The sequence below is a fragment of the Saccharothrix coeruleofusca genome, assembly GCF_017876325.1.
GTDB classification, from domain to species: domain Bacteria; phylum Actinomycetota; class Actinomycetes; order Mycobacteriales; family Pseudonocardiaceae; genus Actinosynnema; species Actinosynnema coeruleofuscum.
Genome location: NZ_JAGINV010000001.1, coordinates 6625305 through 6642781, shown reverse-complemented (window position 1 = coordinate 6642781; position 17477 = coordinate 6625305). Strand labels below are relative to the sequence as shown.

21 protein-coding genes are annotated in these 17477 nt (G+C 71.6%); 7 read left to right on the top strand and 14 right to left on the bottom strand.

Features of this window, described 5'->3' with window-relative positions; all coding sequences use genetic code 11:
• Nucleotides 1-22 precede the first annotated feature (22 nt).
• The 5 genes from JOF41_RS30535 to JOF41_RS30515 all read left to right on the top strand — a co-directional run bounded on the left by JOF41_RS30535 (nucleotide 23) and on the right by JOF41_RS30515 (nucleotide 4017).
• Nucleotides 23-568 carry a Jag family protein gene (locus JOF41_RS30535; protein ID WP_209623451.1) on the top strand — a complete coding sequence of 182 codons (546 nt, stop codon included), beginning with the start codon at nucleotides 23-25 and terminating at the stop codon, nucleotides 566-568.
• A 133-nt stretch (nucleotides 569-701) separates the two neighbouring features.
• Nucleotides 702-1160 (top strand): NUDIX hydrolase, encoded by a 459-nt coding sequence (locus JOF41_RS30530; RefSeq protein WP_189221547.1) that lies wholly within the window; start codon nucleotides 702-704, stop codon nucleotides 1158-1160.
• A gap of 177 nt (nucleotides 1161-1337) precedes the next feature.
• Nucleotides 1338-2015, top strand: coding sequence for a 16S rRNA (guanine(527)-N(7))-methyltransferase RsmG (gene rsmG, locus JOF41_RS30525; RefSeq protein WP_189221548.1), 678 nt, complete (start codon nucleotides 1338-1340; stop codon nucleotides 2013-2015).
• A gap of 116 nt (nucleotides 2016-2131) precedes the next feature.
• Nucleotides 2132-3046 carry a ParA family protein gene (locus JOF41_RS30520; protein WP_307867732.1) on the top strand — a complete coding sequence of 305 codons (915 nt, stop codon included), beginning with the start codon at nucleotides 2132-2134 and terminating at the stop codon, nucleotides 3044-3046.
• Complete coding sequence (locus JOF41_RS30515; protein WP_189221549.1) at nucleotides 3043-4017, top strand: ParB/RepB/Spo0J family partition protein; 975 nt, start codon at nucleotides 3043-3045, stop codon at nucleotides 4015-4017. The genes JOF41_RS30520 and JOF41_RS30515 overlap by 4 nt, the downstream gene beginning before the upstream one ends.
• Nucleotides 4018-4100: 83 nt before the next feature.
• On the opposite strand, the gene JOF41_RS30510 is transcribed toward JOF41_RS30515, so the two are convergent.
• On the bottom strand, nucleotides 4101-5045 hold the full coding sequence (locus JOF41_RS30510; RefSeq protein WP_189221550.1) for a D-alanine--D-alanine ligase family protein: 945 nt from the start codon (nucleotides 5043-5045) through the stop codon (nucleotides 4101-4103).
• Between the two features lie 17 nt (nucleotides 5046-5062).
• Nucleotides 5063-6379 carry an aminotransferase-like domain-containing protein gene (locus JOF41_RS30505; RefSeq protein WP_209623450.1) on the bottom strand — a complete coding sequence of 439 codons (1317 nt, stop codon included), beginning with the start codon at nucleotides 6377-6379 and terminating at the stop codon, nucleotides 5063-5065.
• Between the two features lie 140 nt (nucleotides 6380-6519).
• Here JOF41_RS30505 and JOF41_RS30500 point away from each other — a divergent pair, with 140 nt between their 5' ends.
• Both JOF41_RS30500 and JOF41_RS30495 read left to right on the top strand, forming a co-directional pair.
• Nucleotides 6520-7152, top strand: coding sequence for a GNAT family N-acetyltransferase (locus JOF41_RS30500; protein ID WP_189221552.1), 633 nt, complete (start codon nucleotides 6520-6522; stop codon nucleotides 7150-7152).
• Nucleotides 7153-7221: 69 nt separating this feature from the next.
• Nucleotides 7222-7974, top strand: coding sequence for an ArsR/SmtB family transcription factor (locus JOF41_RS30495; protein WP_209623449.1), 753 nt, complete (start codon nucleotides 7222-7224; stop codon nucleotides 7972-7974).
• 104 nt (nucleotides 7975-8078) lie between these two features.
• Here JOF41_RS30495 and JOF41_RS30490 read toward each other — a convergent pair whose 3' ends face one another.
• The 12 genes from JOF41_RS30490 to JOF41_RS30435 form a co-directional block, all read right to left on the bottom strand.
• On the bottom strand, nucleotides 8079-9050 hold the full coding sequence (locus JOF41_RS30490; RefSeq protein ID WP_209623448.1) for an aldo/keto reductase: 972 nt from the start codon (nucleotides 9048-9050) through the stop codon (nucleotides 8079-8081).
• Between the two features lie 280 nt (nucleotides 9051-9330).
• On the bottom strand, nucleotides 9331-9684 hold the full coding sequence (locus JOF41_RS37470; protein WP_244989732.1) for a hypothetical protein: 354 nt from the start codon (nucleotides 9682-9684) through the stop codon (nucleotides 9331-9333).
• A 2-nt stretch (nucleotides 9685-9686) separates the two neighbouring features.
• Nucleotides 9687-10145 carry a hypothetical protein gene (locus tag JOF41_RS30480; RefSeq protein ID WP_189221556.1) on the bottom strand — a complete coding sequence of 153 codons (459 nt, stop codon included), beginning with the start codon at nucleotides 10143-10145 and terminating at the stop codon, nucleotides 9687-9689.
• A 39-nt stretch (nucleotides 10146-10184) separates the two neighbouring features.
• A complete protein-coding gene (locus tag JOF41_RS30475) occupies nucleotides 10185-10607 on the bottom strand; it encodes a hypothetical protein (protein WP_189221557.1) in 423 nt (140 codons plus the stop codon).
• On the bottom strand, nucleotides 10604-10783 hold the full coding sequence (locus JOF41_RS30470) for a DUF397 domain-containing protein (protein ID WP_189221558.1): 180 nt from the start codon (nucleotides 10781-10783) through the stop codon (nucleotides 10604-10606). Before JOF41_RS30470 ends, JOF41_RS30475 begins: the two co-directional genes overlap by 4 nt.
• A complete protein-coding gene (locus tag JOF41_RS30465) occupies nucleotides 10758-11648 on the bottom strand; it encodes a DUF5753 domain-containing protein (RefSeq protein WP_209623447.1) in 891 nt (296 codons plus the stop codon). Before JOF41_RS30465 ends, JOF41_RS30470 begins: the two co-directional genes overlap by 26 nt.
• A 74-nt stretch (nucleotides 11649-11722) precedes the next feature.
• Nucleotides 11723-12865, bottom strand: coding sequence for an N-acetylmuramoyl-L-alanine amidase (locus tag JOF41_RS30460; RefSeq protein ID WP_189221560.1), 1143 nt, complete (start codon nucleotides 12863-12865; stop codon nucleotides 11723-11725).
• Between the two features lie 181 nt (nucleotides 12866-13046).
• Complete coding sequence (gene trxA, locus JOF41_RS30455) at nucleotides 13047-13373, bottom strand: thioredoxin (RefSeq protein ID WP_189221561.1); 327 nt, start codon at nucleotides 13371-13373, stop codon at nucleotides 13047-13049.
• A gap of 27 nt (nucleotides 13374-13400) precedes the next feature.
• The gene (gene trxB, locus JOF41_RS30450) at nucleotides 13401-14393 is read right to left on the bottom strand and encodes a thioredoxin-disulfide reductase (RefSeq protein ID WP_189221562.1); all 993 of its coding nucleotides are present in this window, start codon (nucleotides 14391-14393) and stop codon (nucleotides 13401-13403) included.
• 105 nt (nucleotides 14394-14498) lie between these two features.
• Nucleotides 14499-15266 carry an anti-sigma factor family protein gene (locus tag JOF41_RS30445; RefSeq protein WP_189221563.1) on the bottom strand — a complete coding sequence of 256 codons (768 nt, stop codon included), beginning with the start codon at nucleotides 15264-15266 and terminating at the stop codon, nucleotides 14499-14501.
• On the bottom strand, nucleotides 15263-15880 hold the full coding sequence (sigM, locus tag JOF41_RS30440) for an RNA polymerase sigma factor SigM (RefSeq protein WP_189221564.1): 618 nt from the start codon (nucleotides 15878-15880) through the stop codon (nucleotides 15263-15265). Before sigM ends, JOF41_RS30445 begins: the two co-directional genes overlap by 4 nt.
• Nucleotides 15881-15931: 51 nt before the next feature.
• Nucleotides 15932-17458: a protein kinase family protein gene (locus JOF41_RS30435; protein ID WP_209623446.1), complete on the bottom strand. Its 1527-nt coding sequence runs from the start codon at nucleotides 17456-17458 to the stop codon at nucleotides 15932-15934.
• Nucleotides 17459-17477: the final 19 nt, after the last annotated feature.

Here is a 17477-nt window from a genome sequence, read left to right as displayed (position 1 = left end):
GCTGCCCTGGAGAGGAGACATCGTGTCGGAGACGTTGCAGGCGGCCGACGTGGACGCGCCGGAGGCTCCCGAGGAAGCCGCCGAGACCCGCTCGGGCAGCTCGGAGGACCTGCTCGTCCAGGAGGGCGACATCGCGGGCGACTACCTGGAGCGGCTGCTCGACCTGCTCGACTACGACGGTGACATCGACCTGGACGTCGAGGCCGGTCGCGCGATCGTGAGCATCGACGGCGGCGACGACCTGGAGAAGCTGGTCGGCCCGAGGGGCACCGTCCTGGAGTCGCTGCAGGAGCTGACCAGGCTCGCCGTGCAGCAGGAGACGGGCGTGCGCAGCAGGCTCATGCTGGACATCGCGGGCTGGCGGGCGGGTCGCCGGGCCGAGCTGGCCGAGCTGGGCCGCACCACCGCGCAGAAGGTGCTGGCCACCGGTGAGAAGGTGCGGCTGCACCCGATGACGCCGTTCGAGCGCAAGGTCGTGCACGACGCCGTGGCCGCGGTCGACGGCGTGCACAGCGAGAGCGAGGGCGAGGAGCCGCAGCGCCGGGTCGTGGTGCTGCCCAAGCCCTGAGGTGTTGTCGCGGCGGCGGCCCCGGTTCCCCAGCGGAACCGGGGCCGCCGCTTTTTCGCCGTCCGAGGCCCGCGATCGACTCGGCGACGCTCGGCTCTTCCCCTGCCCCTGTTTCACGTGAAACGGTCCGAGCATGAGTGAGCTCAACCGGAAGTTCCGCGTCGCCGCCTACGCCGTCGTGATCGACGACGGCCGCCTCCTGCTGTCGCGGTGGATCGGCGCGGACCGGCCGAGGTGGATCCTGCCGGGCGGCGGGCTGGAGCACGGCGAGGACCCGTACGACGCGGTGATCCGCGAGGTGTTCGAGGAGACCGGCTACCACGTCGAGGTGGACCGGCTGCTGGGGATGCAGAACGTGCACGGGCCGGTGGCCATCAAGGGCGTCGACACGGACTACCACCGGCTGCGCATCCTCTACGAGGCGCGGGTGGTCGGCGGCGAGCTGACCCACGAGGTGGGCGGTTCGACCGACCAGGCGGCGTGGTTCCCGCTCGACGAGGTGCCCGCGCTGGACCGCGTCGAGTCGGTCGACGTCGGGTTGGAACTCCTCCGGACCCGCCCGCTGGACGGTCGGGCCGCCCGTTTCACGTGAAACACGGTGGATCTCCGCACGGCGTTTGGCGTGTCGCGGGGGTGATCCGCCATAGTGGTGCGGGCACCTCTTCGAGGCCGCGATCGCGGGACGCTCACCGTCCCGGCGGACGCCCACCCCACCCACCGGCCGCCGTGCGCGCCGTGTGGTTTCACGTGGAACATCACGGACGGAGACATGGCCGCAGATGTGGAAGCCCGCGCGGAGCGGGTCTTCGGTGACCACCTGGATCGCGCGGTCGCCTTCGCGGGACTCCTCACCGAGCACGGCGTCGAGCGCGGGCTCATCGGTCCGCGCGAGGTGGACCGGCTCTGGGAACGGCACCTGCTGAACTCCGCGGTCGTCGCGGAAGTGCTCCCCCAGGGCGCGCGGGTGGTCGACGTGGGCTCCGGCGCGGGCCTGCCGGGCGTCCCGCTGGCGATCGCGCGACCGGACCTCCGGCTGACGCTGCTGGAGCCGATGGCTCGCCGGGTGGCGTGGCTGACCGAGGTGGTCGACGCGCTCGGCCTGTCGGTCGAGGTGGTCCGGGGCCGCGCCGAGGAGGGGCCGGTGCTGGAGCGGCTGTCCGGCAGCGACGCCGTGACCGCCCGCGCGGTGGCGCCGCTGGAGCGGCTGGCCCGGTGGTGCCTGCCGCTGCTGCGACCCGGCGGCGTGCTGGTGGCTCTCAAGGGCGAGAGCGCGGAGGAGGAACTGCGGCGTGACGCGGAGGCGGTGCGCCGGGCCGGGGGCACCCGGTCGCGGGTGACCTCCTGCGGTGACGACGTGCTCGAAGTGCCGACGACCGTCGTGCTGGTGGAGCGCGACGAGCCCGCGAGCCACCGCGGCGGCGGGCAGCGCAGAAGGAAGGATCGGTGAACGTGTACCCCGACCCGCTGCAACCGGTGTTCCGCGAGGCCGGTGTTCCACGTGAAACCGACCCGAGGACCGAAGGCGGGGGTGGGCAGGCAGACGTGCTCCACCCGTTGAACAACGTGAACACGGCAACCAACGTGGACCCGGCAGGAGACAGCACCGTGTGGACCCCGATCGCGGAGGAAGCAGCTCGCGCTACCCGCGTCCTGCACCCCGACTCCCACCAACTCCCCAAGCCCGCTCGTCGCCGGGTCTTCACGGTCGCCAACCAGAAGGGCGGCGTCGGCAAGACCACGAGCACGGTGAACCTGGCCGCGGCGCTGGCGATCCACGGGCTCAAGGTGCTCGTGATCGACCTCGACCCGCAGGGCAACGCCAGCACCGCCCTCGCCGTCGAGCACCGCTCGGGCACGCCCTCGGTGTACGAGGTGCTGATCGGTGAGCTGTCGGTGGCCGAGGCGGCCCAGGTCAGCAACCAGTCCCCCAACCTCTACTGCGTGCCCGCGACGATCGACCTGGCGGGCGCGGAGATCGAGCTGGTGTCGATGGTGGCCCGCGAGTCGCGGCTGAAGGAGGCGCTCAGCCCCGAGGCGCTGGACCCGATCCAGCCGGACTACGTGTTCATCGACTGCCCGCCGTCGCTCGGCCTGCTGACCGTCAACGCGATGGTCGCCGCGCAGGAGGTGCTCATCCCGATCCAGTGCGAGTACTACGCGCTGGAGGGCCTGGGGCAGCTGCTGCGCAACATCGAGCTGGTGCAGGCGCACCTGAACCCCCACCTCAACGTCTCCACCATCCTGCTGACGATGTACGACGGCCGCACCAAGCTGGCCGACCAGGTGACCAGCGAGGTGCGCGGCCACTTCGGCGACACCGTGCTCAAGACGGTCATCCCCCGCAGCGTGAAGGTGTCCGAGGCCCCTGGTTACGGTCAGACGGTGCTCACCTACGACCCCGGTTCGCGGGGCGCGATGAGCTACCTCGACGCGGCACGTGAGATCGCCGAGTACGGCGCGGAGATGAGGTCGGCATGACGGAGCAGCGCAAGGGTGGCCTGGGTCGTGGGCTCGCGGCCCTGATCCCCAGCGGTCCCCCGCCGGGGGCACCGGCTCCGGTGCGCGCGGTGCCCAACGGCACCGCCGCCGCCCCTGCGCCTCCCGCTCCGGCGAGCGGGGAGGTGGCCGGCGCGGTGTACCGGGAGCTGCCGGTCACCTCGATCAGGACCAACCCGAAGCAGCCGAGGCAGGTCTTCGACGAGGAGGCGCTGCGCGAGCTGGAGCACTCCATCCGCGAGTTCGGCCTGATGCAGCCGATCGTGGTGCGGGAGGTCGGGCGGGACTCCTACGAGCTGGTGATGGGCGAGCGGCGGTGGCGCGCCACCCAGCTCGCCGGGCTGAAGACGATCCCGGCGATCGTCCGCAGGACCGCCGACGACGTGATGCTGCGGGACGCCCTGCTGGAGAACATCCACCGCGTCCAGCTCAACCCGCTGGAGGAGGCGGCGGCCTACCAGCAGCTGCTCCAGGAGTTCGGGGTCACCCACGAGGAGCTGGCGGACCGGATCGGCCGCAGCAGGCCGGTGGTCACCAACACCATCCGGCTGCTCAAGCTCCCCCTCCCCGTGCAGCGGCGGGTGGCGGCGGGCGTGCTGTCGGCGGGGCACGCACGCGCGTTGCTCGGTCTGGACGACCCCGGTGTGCAGGAGGAGCTGGCGACCCGGATCGTCGCGGAGGGCATGTCGGTCCGGGCGACCGAGGAGGCGGTGACGCTGGCGAAGGGCGCCGAGCCCGCGAAGGCGAAGCAGGCGCGTCGCAAGCCGATCCAAGCGCCGGGGTTGCAGGATCTGGCCGAGCGGCTGTCGGACAGCTTCGACACCCGCGTGAAGGTCGAGCTCGGGCAGCGCAAGGGGCGGATCGTGGTCGAGTTCGGCTCCGTGGACGATCTTGAGCGGATCGTCCAGCTCATGTCGCCGGAAGCGGCAAATCGGACACAAGATCCTCGCTAGGGATCACCCCAGGGACTTATGTCACGGTGATGATTACGGCCCGCACCGATTTCGGTGCGGGCCGTAATTGTCGATAAAGCTGCTTATCGGGAGACCGCGCGCTCGACCAACCCGGCGTAGATCTCCCCCAGCGAACCGCCCGCCGCCTCGACCGCCATCGGCAGCAACGAGGTCTCGGTCAACCCCGGCGAGACGTTCACCTCCAGGAAGTGCACCGTGCCGTCCGGAGCCACCACCGCGTCGGTGCGCGACACGTCCCGCAACCCGAGCAGCCGGTGCGCCGCCACCGCCAGCTCCCCCACCGCCTGCGCCGACTTCTCGTCCAACCGCGCGGGCGCGTGGAAGTCGGTCAGCCCGGCGGTGTAGCGGGCCGTGTAGTCGTAGACGCCGCTCTCCGGCACGATCTCCACCGGCGGCAGCGCCCGAGGCCCGTCCGGGCCGTCGACGACCGCCACGGCCACCTCCACGCCCTCGACGTACCGCTCGGCCAGCACCGTGTCGCCGTAGGCCAGGCAGCCCACCATCGCCGCCGGCAGCTCGGCGGCGTCGCGCACCACCCTGGCCCCCAGCGCCGAGCCACCCTGGTCCGGCTTGAGCATCAGCGGCAGCCCCAGCCGCTCCACCATCGCGTCCAGCACCGGCTGCGCGCCCAGCTCCCGGAACGTCGCGTGCGGCAGCGCCACCCACTCCGGGGTGGCCAGCCCGGCGCGGGACAGCTCCGCCTTGGCCGTCGGCTTGTCCCACGCCCGGCGGCAGGCCCGCGAGTCGGTGCCCACGAACGGCACGTCCAGCAGCTCCAGGATGGTCTGCACGGACCCGTTCTCGCCCTCGCCGCCGTGCAGCGCCACCACCACGGCGTCCGGCCGGTGCTCCTTGAGCCGGGTGAGCAGGTTCGCGTCGGCGTCCCACTCCTCCACGACCAGGCCGGTCGAACGCAGCGCGGCGGAGAGCCTGCGGCCGGACCGCAGGCTCACCTCCCGCTCGTGCGACAGGCCACCGGACAGCACAGCGACCCAGCGGTCAGCCACTTCCCTCTCCCTGGATGTCAGGCGGTGTCGGGCGAGGGGTTCTGCGGTCCGGAGACGGCGCGGCCCACCGTGGGGCCGAACGTCTCGTGCAGTTCCATCTCGTCCTTGATGACGTTCGCGAGCCGTCGGACACCCTCGCGGATGCGCTCCGGCGTCGGGTAGCAGTACGAGATGCGCAGCTGGCGGCTGCCGAGGCCGTCGGAGTAGAAGCCGGTGCCCGAGGCGTAGGCCACCCGCTGGGTGATCGCGCGCGGCAGCATCGCCTTGGTGTCCACGCCTTCCGGCACGGTGACCCACACGTAGAACCCGCCTTCGGGCTTGTTCCACGTGGAACCAACCGGCATGTGCTGCTCCAGCGCCGAGATCGCCGCGTCGCGCCGGTCCCGGTACGCCTCGCGGTAGGTCTTGATCTGGCCCTTCCAGTCGTGCGTGGCCAGGTAGCGCGACACGACCATCTGGTTCAGCGTGGGCGGGCACAGCGTGGCCGACTCGGCGGCCAGCACCAGCTTCTCGCGCACCGCGTGCGGGGCCAGCACCCAGCCCACCCGCAGGCCCGCCGCGAAGGTCTTGGAGAACGAGCCCAGGTAGACCACGTTGTCCGGGTCGGTCGAGCGCAGCGCCGGGTAGGTCTGGCCGTCGAACCCGAGCAGGCCGTACGGGTTGTCCTCCACCACCAGGATGCCGTGCGCCCGGCAGATCTCCAGCACCTCGGCCCGCCGCTGGACCGCCAGCGTCACGCCCGCCGGGTTGTGGAAGTTCGGGATCGTGTAGAGGAACTTGATCCGCCGCCCGGCGCGCTCCACCGCGGCGATGGCCTCCCGCAGCGCCTCGGGCACCAGCCCGTCGGCGTCCATGCCCACGTGCACCACCTGGGCCTGGTAGGCGGCGAACGAGCCCAGCGCGCCCACGTACGAGGGGCCCTCGGCGAGCACCACGTCACCGGGGTCGCAGAAGATCCGGGTGACCATGTCCAGGCCCATCTGGGAGCCCACGGTCACCACCACGTCGTCCGGGTGGCCGTGGATGCCCTCCAGGGCCATCACCTCGCAGATCTGCTCGCGCAGCTCGGGCACGCCGTGCGCGGAGCCGTACTGCAGCGCGACCAGGCCGTCGGTGGCGATCAGGTCGCCGATCTCGGCGCTGAGCGACTCCAGCGGCAGCGCGGCCAGGTGCGGCATCCCGCCCGCCAGCGACACCACCTCGGGGCGGCTCGCCACCGCGAACAGCGCCCGGATCTCCGATGCCGTCATGCCCGCCGTGCGTGCCGCGTAACGGCGCAGGTGCGGGTCGAGGCTGCGGGCGCCCTGCTTGGCGGGCTGTCCGGGTGCGTTCATGGGGCACTCCGTGGGATCGTGCCGAGGATTCGGTCCCGGCCGAGTGTAACCGCCGTCCCGTTAGGGGCATTCGGCTTCCGGGTGGGGGTCACATCCGCCTATCCTCGTAGGGGCTTGGGTGTCGGGTACGGGAGGTCGGAGTGTCGCGACGCGTTGTGGGCGTCACTCTGGACAACCTGGAGCACCTGTCCAAGCACAGCCGGACCTGTGTCTTCTGGGAACTGGCGCCGCACCTCAAGGAGCAGGCCGAGGAGTTCGGCGACACCGAGTTCGAGAAGGAAGCCTGGGTTTCCAGCGTGCTGCTGGAGTGGGGCTCCTGCGGGCGCATCATCTACTGCGACGGGATTCCCGCCGGGTCGGTGTTCTACGCGCCGCCCGCCGCGGTGCCCCGCTCGCTGGCCTTCCCCACCTCCCCGGTCAGCCCGGACGCCGTGCTGATGACCGGCCTGGAGGTGCTGCCGGAGTTCCGCGGTGGCGGCCTGGGCCGGGTGCTGGTGCAGACCGTGGCCAAGGACCTGACCCGGCGCGGCGTGAAGGCGATCGAGGCGTTCGGCGAGAACCAGCCCGACCCGGACAAGCCCAGCTGCGTCACCCCCGCCGACTTCCTGCTCCAGGTGGGCTTCAAGACCGTGCGGCCGCACCCCCGCTGGCCCCGGCTGCGGCTGGAGCTGCGCAGCGCGTCGTCCTGGAAGGAAGACGTCGAGGCGGCGCTGGAGCGCCTGCTCAACAGCGTCACGGTGTCCACCGCGGAACCGAGCTTCCGCCCCGCGTAATCAGCGTTCTGACCTGCGAGTTCTTCCGCACGCGTTGACATGCAGGTAAATGCCTGCATATTGTTCGGCGTGGACGAGGTGTTCAAAGCACTGGCCGACCGGACCCGCAGGCACCTGCTGGACCGGCTGCACGAGCAGAACGGGCAGACCCTGGGCGAGCTGTGCGCCCGCCTGGGCATGACCCGGCAGTCCGCCACCCAGCACCTGGCCGTGCTGGAAGCGGCGAACCTGATCAGCACCACCCGCCGTGGGCGGGAGAAGCTGCACTACCTCAACCCCGTGCCGCTCCACGAGATCCAGGAGCGGTGGATCGACAAGTTCGAGCGCCCCAGGTTGCGGGCGCTCAGCGCGGTCAAACGACGAGCGGAGGACGCGGTGAAGCGGGAGTTCGTGTACGTCACCTACATCGAGAGCACGCCCGAGCGGGTCTGGGAGGCGCTGACGGACCCGGAGCTGACCGCGGCCTACTGGGGGCACAGCAACGTGTCGGACTGGCAGGTGGGCTCGTCGTGGTCGCACCGGCGGACGGACGGCTCGGGCGTGGACGACATCGTGGGCACGGTCGTGGAGAGCGACCCGCCGCGCCGCCTGGTGACCACCTGGGAGGACCGGGACGACGCCTCCCGCACGTCCACCGTGACCTTCGCGATCGACCCGCACGGGGCGACCGTGCGGCTCACCGTGACCCACGTCGACCTGGCCGACGAGCAGGACCACCGGGACGTCGCCGAGGGCTGGCCCGCCGTGCTGTCCAACCTAAAGTCGCTGCTGGAGACCGGCCACGTGCTGCCCACCACCCCGTGGGAGCCGGTAGCGGGGTGACCGGTCGGGCCGCACCGCCACTCGCGAGTTCGGTGCCGTGATGGGAAATGCGGCACTCTGCGCCCGGATGCCAGCCCGCGGCGTGCGTGGTGGCCGGTCTTCCCTCAGCGGTCGATGGCGGCCATGTTGTCCGCGTCGTAGCGCTCGCCGGAGGCCGGGGGCAGGTTGTTCAGGCGGGCGAGGTGGTCGGCGGTGAGCTCGATGCGGTCGGCGGCGGCGTTCTCCTCCAGCCTGGCGACTCGCTTGGTGCCGGGGATGGGGGCGATGTCGTCGCCCTGGGCGAGCAGCCAGGCCAGGGCGACCTGGGCGGGCGTGGCGCCGATCTCGGCGGCGACGGCCCGGACCTCGTCGACGATGCGCAGGTTGCGCTCCAGGTTGCCGTCGGCGAAGCGGTGGTTGGTGCGGCGCCAGTCGTCGGCGTCGAGATCGTTCAGGGAGCGGATGTCGCCGGTCAGGAAGCCGCGGCCGAGCGGGGAGTACGGCACGAAGCCGATGCCCAGTTCGCGCAGGGCGGGCAGGACCTCGACCTCCGGGTCGCGGGTCCACAGCGAGTACTCGGACTGGACCGCGGTGATCGGGTGCACGGCGTGAGCGCGGCGGATCGTGGCGGGGCCTGCCTCCGACAGGCCGATGTGCCGGATCTTGCCCTCGGCGACCAGGTCGGCCAGCGCCCCCGCGACCTCCTCGATGGGCGTGCCGGGGTCCACCCGGTGCTGGTAGTAGAGGTCGAGGTAGTCGGTGCGCAGGCGCTTCAGCGATCCCTCCACGGCCAGGCGGATGTTGGCCGGGGTGCTGTCCGGGGCCGAGCCACCGGTGTGCGAGATCAGTCCGAACTTGGTCGCCAGCACGACCTCGTCCCGGTGCCCCCGCACGGCCCGGCCGACCAGCTCCTCGTTGATGAAGGGGCCGTACCCCTCAGCGGTGTCGATGTGGGTGACCCCGAGGTCCAGGGCGCGGTGGATCGTGCGGACCGACTCGTCGTCGAACCGGCCTGCGCCGCTGTAGAACGCCGACATCCCCATGGCTCCCAGGCCGATGCGCGAGACCGTGAGGCCGCCGAGCGAAGTGGTCTTCATGGCGCGGACTTCCTTCCCATAGTTCAGTACCGATCGGTGCATAACTGTACCACGTCAAGACCGATCGGTACTGAATTGTGGTCGGCGTGAAACCGCTGGTCGGCGTAGACCTGCACCGAGAGGTGCGCTTGTAGTACGGGTGACTCCCGAGAGGCGGGCTGCCCGTGTTGAAGGCGGGAGTGCCGGTTGACCGCCGAGTACCAGATCGCGATCTCGGGCACCGTGGCAGGCGGGGCGATCCTGTCCGTGCACCACCCCGTGGGAGCCAGTAATGGGGTGACTAGTCGGTGCCCTTCGGGTGCGCCGTATCCGCCAGCACTACCCGGACAACGCGCCGATCAGCATCAGGGCAGTACCAGACCCGACCTCCGGCAGTCACCTCGTACTGCCACTGCTCCAGCAGTTCGCCGCCGACCACGGCGGTGGCGAACTTCCCCTTGAGCCTGTGCTGGCGCGAGGGATTCTCCGGGTTCGTCGGCCGCTCGGTGAGCACGATCCAGGCTTCCCGGGTGTTCGCCTGGGCGGTGCGGCAGAGCTCTTCCCACCCCTTGGCCGCATCCGATGTGGCGAACCGGGCATCCCAACCGTCCGGTGATGGGGGCGGCGCGACGCGATCACCTCGTTTCGGCGACATGCTCAGCCCTCCGCAGGGGCGGGAACCGGACCGAAGTCACCGGTTACCGGCTCGGAGAGCTTCGCGGCGAGCGCCGGGTTGGCGTGGATGGCCGCAGTGCTGCGCCACTCCCTGATCACCTGAGCCAGGAGCGACCACTCACCAAGTTCCGCGGAAGCCTGGAACGCTCGCGCGAAGTCCGCGATGAACTGCGGCTTCTCGTCCTCGGGAAGCACATCGACCCAGGGAAACTCGTCCAGCAGCGCGTTCGCGGCCACGTCATGAGGCAGGTGGGCCAGTACGTTGCGCAACGCGCGCGCCGCTGCCACCGAGCCCTCCGAGGCGGACCGCACGCGATCTTCCCTGGTCAACAGCAGTGCTGCGCCATCGCGTCGCCGAACTCGCACGTCACCCTGGTCGGCCAGGGCGGCCACGCTCTTGGGATCGCGTTGGAGCTCGCTCCACTGCACCTCGGTGGTCATGCGCCAATTCTGAACTTTTTCAGAACTGGTGACAAGCGGTCAGTACCGCTCGACCTCGCAGTTCTCCAGGGTGCCCGCCTGGAACAGCTCCAGGACCTCCTCGCTGACCACCAGCTCGCCCTGCTCGGTCACCCCGACGTCGTCCACCCCGGCCTGCCCGGTCACGTCCAGCCAGCGGAACGTGGGCACCGCGCGGCCCTCCAGCAGCTCCTGCGCCTCGTCGGTGACCGTCACGGTGGCCTGGCGGACGCGGAAGCCGTCCAGGCCGCCCTCGACCAGCTCGGTGGCCAGTTCCTCGCTCACCAGGAACACCGGGAAGGACGTCACCAGGTCGTCGCCCAGCCACTCGGTGATCTCGAAGTGCACCGACTCCACGCGGGGCGGGCTGGCCGCGGCGTCCAGCACGGTGCCGTCGACCAGCTCCCCCGCCACCTCGGGTTCGAGGCGGAAGAACGCGCTCACCGGGCCAGCCCGGTGAGGAAGAGCCGCCAGTTGACAGCGGGGAAGCCCAGCACCGGACCGCTGGTGTTCTTGGAGTCCCGGACGACCACGCCCAGGGTGGTGGGAGCCACCTCGACGCAGTCCGTGTTGGCCCCTCCGCTGTAGCTGCTCTTACGCCAGAGCAGAGCCTCGGTCATCGCGGTCCTCTCCACCGTCGTACACGTCCGCCCAGTGGGCGAACACCGACCGCGATTGTTCCGCATCCAGCGCGAGGCGGGCGAGGACGTCCCGCTTGTGCTGGAAGAGCTTGATGGACGGTCCGTCTTCGCTGAACAAGGTGGCCACATCGCTCTCGGTGTAGGCGACCGGCTTCAACCGCTCGGCGAAGGTCATCAGGTTGAACCCGTGGGTCAGCGCCGGGTGACCGGTGCCCTGCGGGATCACTCGCAGGGTCAGCTTGCGCCAGTCGCACATGAACAACAGCCGCATCATCTGGTCGTGCATGATCCGGCGACCGCCGATGGCGTTCCGCAGGGCGTTCTCGTGGAGGTAGAAGACCGCGTCGGGCGCATCAGGGCCGGTCAGGACCTGCTGGCGGTTCAACCGGAGGGCGACCTGCTGGTCCAGTTCCTCGGGAGGGAGGTCGCCGCAGCCGAGGACCGCGCGGGCGTACGCCTCGGTCTGGAGCAGGCCGGGGATGAGCGCGGGTTCGTACTTGCACATGGTGGCCGCGATCCGCTCGTGCATGGTCAGCGACAGCAGGCTGTCCGGACCGATGCCGTCGTGCGGGCGGACGTAGTGGCCCAGGTCCCGCTCCTGGCTGAGCCTGCGGATGCGCTCGCGGGTGGTCGCGTCAACCCCCAGCGCTCCCAGCAGGGAGCCCAGGTCCAGGTCGTTGGTCCCCCGCTTGCCGTGCTCCAGCCTGCTCAGCTTGCCCGCGGACCACCCGAGCGCGGCCGACAGCCGCTCAGCCCGCAGATTCGCCCGCCTGCGCACCCTGCGCAGCTCCTCGCCCAGCTCCCTGGAGCGCACCGTGGTCTCGCCCGGATCCCGCTGTCCCATGCCGGGCGACGTTAGCCGCCCGGCACCGCCCGGTCAGGTCGCCGGGCGGAGGATCACTCGTCGGGGTCGGCGGATCAGCGGGCCTGCCCGGTGGCCAACTCGTGGCGCACCAGGTCGTCCAGGGTGAACGTGCCGGTGGGCTGGTCGTCCTTGCCCAGCAGGTACAGCCGCTTGACCGCGACCAGGATGCCCTCGGCCACCACGTCCCGGAACGACGGGTTGACCAGGCGCTGCCGGTCACCGGGGTTGGTCAGGTAGCCGACCTCCACGCGCACCGCCGTGCAGCGGGTCATCCGCAGCATGTCCCACGTCTTGGGGTGGGTGCGGCAGTCCAGCATCCCGGTGCGCGCCACCAGCTCGCGCTGGATGAACCCGGCCAGCGCCTCGCCGACGGTGGACGAGGTGCCGTTGCCGGTGCCGAAGTGGAAGCTGGCCACGCCGGAGGCGACCGGGGACGGGTTGGCGTCGGTGTGCAGCGACAGGATCAGGTCGGCGCCCGCCTCGTTGGCGAAGCGGGCCCGCTCGCTCTCGTCCGGGCAGTTGCGCGGGCCTCGGGTGAGCAGGGCCTCCATGCCGGTGGCGGCCATCTTGCCCTCCAGCAGCCGCGCCAGGTCCAGCATCAGGTCGGCCTCGGACACCCCGTCCACGACCACACCGCGGTCCTGGCCGCCGTGGCCGGGGTCGATGATGATGCGCTTGCCGGCCAGCCTCGGCCCGGCCCTGCGCACGCGCTCCTGCTCGCGCAGGAACACCGGCCTGCCGCCGCGCACCTTGGGCTGGAGCTGGCGCAGCGCCCGCACGGTGTCCGGGCCGCACATGCCGTCCACGATCAGGCCGTAGTCGCGCTGGAAGCTGCGCAGCGCCTGCTCGGTCTGCTGGCCGAACTCGCCGTTGGCGCGGCCCGCGTCGTAGCCCAGCTCCAGCAGCCGCTCCTGCAGGGCGAACACGTCGTCGCCGGTGACCGGCTGGGACATCAGGAACGCCAGCGGGCGGTCACCCAACCGGTAGGTCGCGTCGCGCAGGGCCCGGTAGGTCGCGGGCCCGACGAGACCGTCGGTGATGAGTCCCCGCTGCTGCTGGAAGGCCCGCACCGCGTGTTCCACCGACAGGTCGAACACCTGTGACGGGTGCGGGTCGGACAGCAGGCCCAGCTTGGTCAGGGTGGCCCTGACCTCGGCGACTTCTGGGCCGACATCCCCGCGGCGGAGTAGCAGCATTCACCCCTACCTCACTACGGCGCCGACGGAGGGCCGACGCGGAACATGACGCCTTATTGTGCCTTGCGGCCCGGCGCGCCCCACGCTGGGCTACTGGCGGTGGTTACCCACCCACGAACAGGTGACCCGCCCGCCTTGGTGGAAGACGGACGGGTCACCCGAGTGGTTGCACGCTCCGGGGTCAGAGCACCTCGGAGAGGTCGTTGAGCAGCGCGGCCTTCGGCTTGGCGCCGACGATCTGCTTCACCGGGCGGCCACCCTGGAACAGGATCATGGTGGGCACCGACATGATCTGGTAGTCCCGCGCGATCGACGGGTTGGCGTCGATGTCCAGCTTGGCGACGGTGATCTTCTCCGCGTGCTCGGCGGCGATCTCCTCCAGCACCGGGGCGACCATCTTGCACGGACCGCACCACGTCGCCCAGAAGTCGACGAGCACCGGCTTCTCGCTGGTCAGAACGTCGTCGGCGAAGGTCTTGTCGGTCACGACCACGGTGGAGCCTGCCATTGTTCTCTCTCCTCTTGGGGGGTGGGGTCAGCCGGTGGTGACGGGCTCGCTGTACCCGCCGCCGACGTGCTCGGCCGTGATGGCCGCCGCGGACTCGCCGTGCTCGGCCAGCCAGCGCTCCGCGTCGATCGCGGCGGAGCAGCCGGAGCCCGCGGCGGTGATGGCCTGCCGGTAGGTGTGGTCCACCAGGTCACCGGCGGCGAAGACGCCGTCCAGGTTGGTGAACGTGCTGCGCCCCTTGGTCTTCACGTAGCCCTCGTCGTCCACCTCGACCTGGCCGCGCACCAGCTCGCTGCGCGGGTCGTGGCCGATGGCGACGAAGAACCCGGTGAACGGGTGCTCGGAGACCTCGCCGGTGCGCGTGTCGCGGACCTTCAGGCCGGACACCGCCCCGTCGCCGAGCACCTCGACGACCTCGGCGTTGAGCAGCCACTTGATCTTGTCGTTGGCCTGGGCGCGCTCCAGCATGATCCGCGAGGCGCGGAAGTCCTCGCGCCGGTGGATGATGGTGACCGAGCGGGCGAAGCGGGTGAGGAAGGTCGCCTCCTCCATCGCCGAGTCGCCGCCGCCGACCACCGCGATGTCCTGGTCGCGGAAGAAGAAGCCGTCGCAGGTGGCGCAGGCCGACACGCCGCGGCCGAGCAGCTCCTGCTCGCCGGGCACGTTGAGGTAGCGGGCCGCCGCGCCCATCGCCAGCACCACGGCCTTGGCCGCGTAGCGGGTGCCGTTGGCGGTGACGTACTTGACCTCGCCCTCCAGCTCGACCGACTCCACGTCCTCCGCGCGCAGCTCCGCCCCGAAGCGCTTGGCCTGCTCGCGCATCTGCTCCATCAGGTCGGGGCCCATGATGCCCTCGCGGAAGCCGGGGTAGTTCTCGACCTCGGTGGTGGTCATCAGCGCACCGCCGTACTGCGAGCCCTCGAACACCAGGGGGTTCAGCTGCGCGCGAGCGGCGTAGACCGCCGCGGTGTACCCCGCGGGCCCTGACCCCACGACGATCAGGTTCCGAACGTCCGACACCCTCGACCTCCGTTAGTCGCGACGGGCCGGGAGTACCCGGCCTGCACTGTGCTCCAACGGATCGTAGGGTCAGGGCATTCCCCGGCCCTCGGGTGAGGCGGGCTACTAGTTGGGGCCGACGGGGCTGTCCGCGAGCACCCCGTCGGGGTTGTCCGGGCCGCAGGTCGCCGGGTCGAGCACCACGATGCGGAACTGGCCCTTGGTGCCCGCGCCGCGGGGCAGCACGGCCATCACGGCGGGCTTGTCGTCCAGCGTGATGGGGCTGACCCCGATGGGCTTGGCGGCGACGATGTTCGCGCCCCGCAGGCACCCGGCCAGCTTCTCCTGGTTCTCCAGGGGGCCGTAGTTCTGGGCCTTGAGCACGTCGCCCAGCACCGGGCCGAAGTCGTTGCCCCTGACCGCGAGCGGCTTGTCCGCCGAGGCGCCCGTGCTGGGCGTCGTCGCGGGCGGCTGGGCCTGCTGACCGCCCTCCCCGCCCCCGCCGTTCGGGATGACCATGACGGCGAGGCCCACGGCCGCCGCGGCGGCGGTGAGCAGGCCCGCGCCCCAGCCGAGGCGCTTGCGGCGGCGCGCGGCCAGGTCGACCACCGGGGCCACCGGCTGCCCGGTCGGCTGGGGCGCGCTTCGCCGGGCCTCCTCGGCCAGCGCGGCGTCGATGCGGCTGGCAACGTTGTCAGGCATCCGCAGTGGGGGCAGGTCGCGCAGGTCCTGCACGGTGGCGTCGAGCGCGGCCAGCACCTCCTTGGCCTCCGGGTCGGCCTCGACCAGCGGGCGCAGCTCCGCCTCTTCGCGGGGGTCCAGCAGACCGGCGTGGAGGTCGGCCAGCAGGTCGACGGACCACGGCGGCCCTGAGCGCCGCGCATTGCCGGTCATCGTTCCTCCCACTGACGTTGCTGACGCACATTCACACCATCAGCTGGGACGTTCGCACTTGCACTCCGGTTCCGGAGGTGCCCCAGAACTTTGGCCAGCTTGGCCCGCCCGCGCGCGCACCGGCTCTTCACCGTGCCCTCGGCGATGCCCAGCATCCGGGCCGTCTCGGCCACCGAGTAGCCCTCGACGTCGACCAGCACGATGGGGGCGCGCTGCTCCTCCGGCAGCTCGTTCAGCGCGGCCTGGACCACCAGGTGCGTCTCCCGCTCGGCCATCGCGTCGCGCGGCGCGACCGGCTCGCCGGGGCCCGCCTCCGGCAGCGGGACTGTGGGCCGTGTTTGTCTTCTGCGCATCCGGTCCAGGCACGCGTTGACCACGATCCGGTGCAGCCAGGTGGTGACCTGCGACTCGGCCCGGAAGTTCGCCGCGGCGCGGAAGGCCGAGATGAACGCCTCCTGCAGCGCGTCGGCCGCCTCCTCCGGATCGCGCAGCGTGCGCAGCGCCACCGCCCACATCCGGTCCCGGTGGCGGCGCACCAACTCGGCGAAGGCGTGCGGGTCGCCCGCGGCGTGCGCCGCGATGAGGTCTGCGTCCGAGCTGGCTGCGGCGGTCACGCGCAGAGCGTATCGGCAGGCCCCGACAATTCCGATCTCACCCGATCGGCCTCAGGACTCCCCCGCGCGGGTGTAGACCAGCTCGGCGATCTCCGACTTGTTCTCCCGCCCGCCGCCCGCCAGCTTGGTGATCCACACCAGCACGTGCTGGCTTGGCGGGTAGTCGCCGAGCTGGACCTGCGTCTGCCCGGCGGACAGGGTGGCCGTGGCGAGCACCTGCGTCTGCTCCACCGGCGCGTCGTTGGCCGCCGCGGTGCGGATCTCCACGACCGTGCCCTCGCTGGGCGAGGTGACCGTCACCGAGGCCAGCTTCACCGGCTCGGCGAACGAGGCCATCAGCCCGATGCCCGGCTTGAGCGCCGGGAGGGGCTGCAGGTAGCTGTCGGTCTGCCAGGACGTGGTCGGGTTGTTGTCCACCGCCCGGTTGGCCCGGTTGGCGTTGTCCGGCCGGTTGGTCACGTCGTAGACGCCCACCGCGGCGGGCTGCACCGGACCCAGCGGGGTCGGCTCGGCCGCCTGCTCGCCGCGCCCCGGCTGCTCGGACTGGCCGACCACCACGGTCGGGCCGCCGCCCTTGCTGGGCTCGTCGCTGAAGAAGCTCACGATCTGCACGCCCAGCCACACCACCACCGCCAGCGTGGCCAGCGCCAGCACCGCGACGCTGATCATCAGCTTGCGCCGGTGCTCCTTGCCGCGCGCGGGCCGCTGCGTGGTCCACACCACGCCGTCGTCGGTGTCGTCGGGCACCGGCTTGATCAGCGCGGTCTGCGCCTCGGACTCGGCGATCTGCTCCAGCACCTGCAGGATCGCCGCGCTGGTCCGGATGCCGCCGACGCCCGCGTCCTCCAGCGACCGCACCGCCACCGACGACAGCTCGTGCGGCACCTGCGGGTGCAGCGCGCTGGGCGCGATCACCGAGCCGTCCGGGCCGGTCGGTGCCGCGGGCACCTCCGGCGGGCCGCCCGGCAGCGCCCAGCGGCCGGTCAGCAGCAGGTACAGCAGCGCGCCGAGGCCCTTGACGTCGTCGCGGGCGATGGCGTCGGGCCGGGGACCGGGGAAGGCCAGCCGCAGCCTGCCGTCCGGGGTGACCCGCACGCGCTGCGGGTGGTCCGCGCCGAGCACCAGGCCCGCGTGGTGGGCGCCCTCGATGGCCGCGCCCAGCGGCTCCAGCAGCCGGGTCGTCGAGCCCGCGGGCAGCGGGCCGTCGGCCAGCAGGTCCACCAGGTCGCTGCCCTGGGTCCACTCGGCCACGACCATGCCGAGGATGCCCTCGCCGAGCTTGACGCCCGCGCCGGGGGTGAGCACGTCGATCACCCGCGCCACGCCGGGGTGGGTGAAGCTGGAGGCGTGCATGGCCCGCTCGGCGGTGCGCTTGGCCCGCGCCACCGCGGCGTGGTCGGCCGGGCTGCCGACCAGCACGGTCAGCGCCACGTCCCGGTTGAGCTGCCCGTCCCGCGCGCGCCACAGCTCCGCGTCGCACCGCCGGTCCACGCCGGAGCGGGCCAGCAGGCGGTAGCGGCCGTCACCGATCACCCCGCCGGGGACCAGCGAGGTGTTCTGGACGGGGCCGCCGTTCACGCGTCCGAGCGTACGGGAC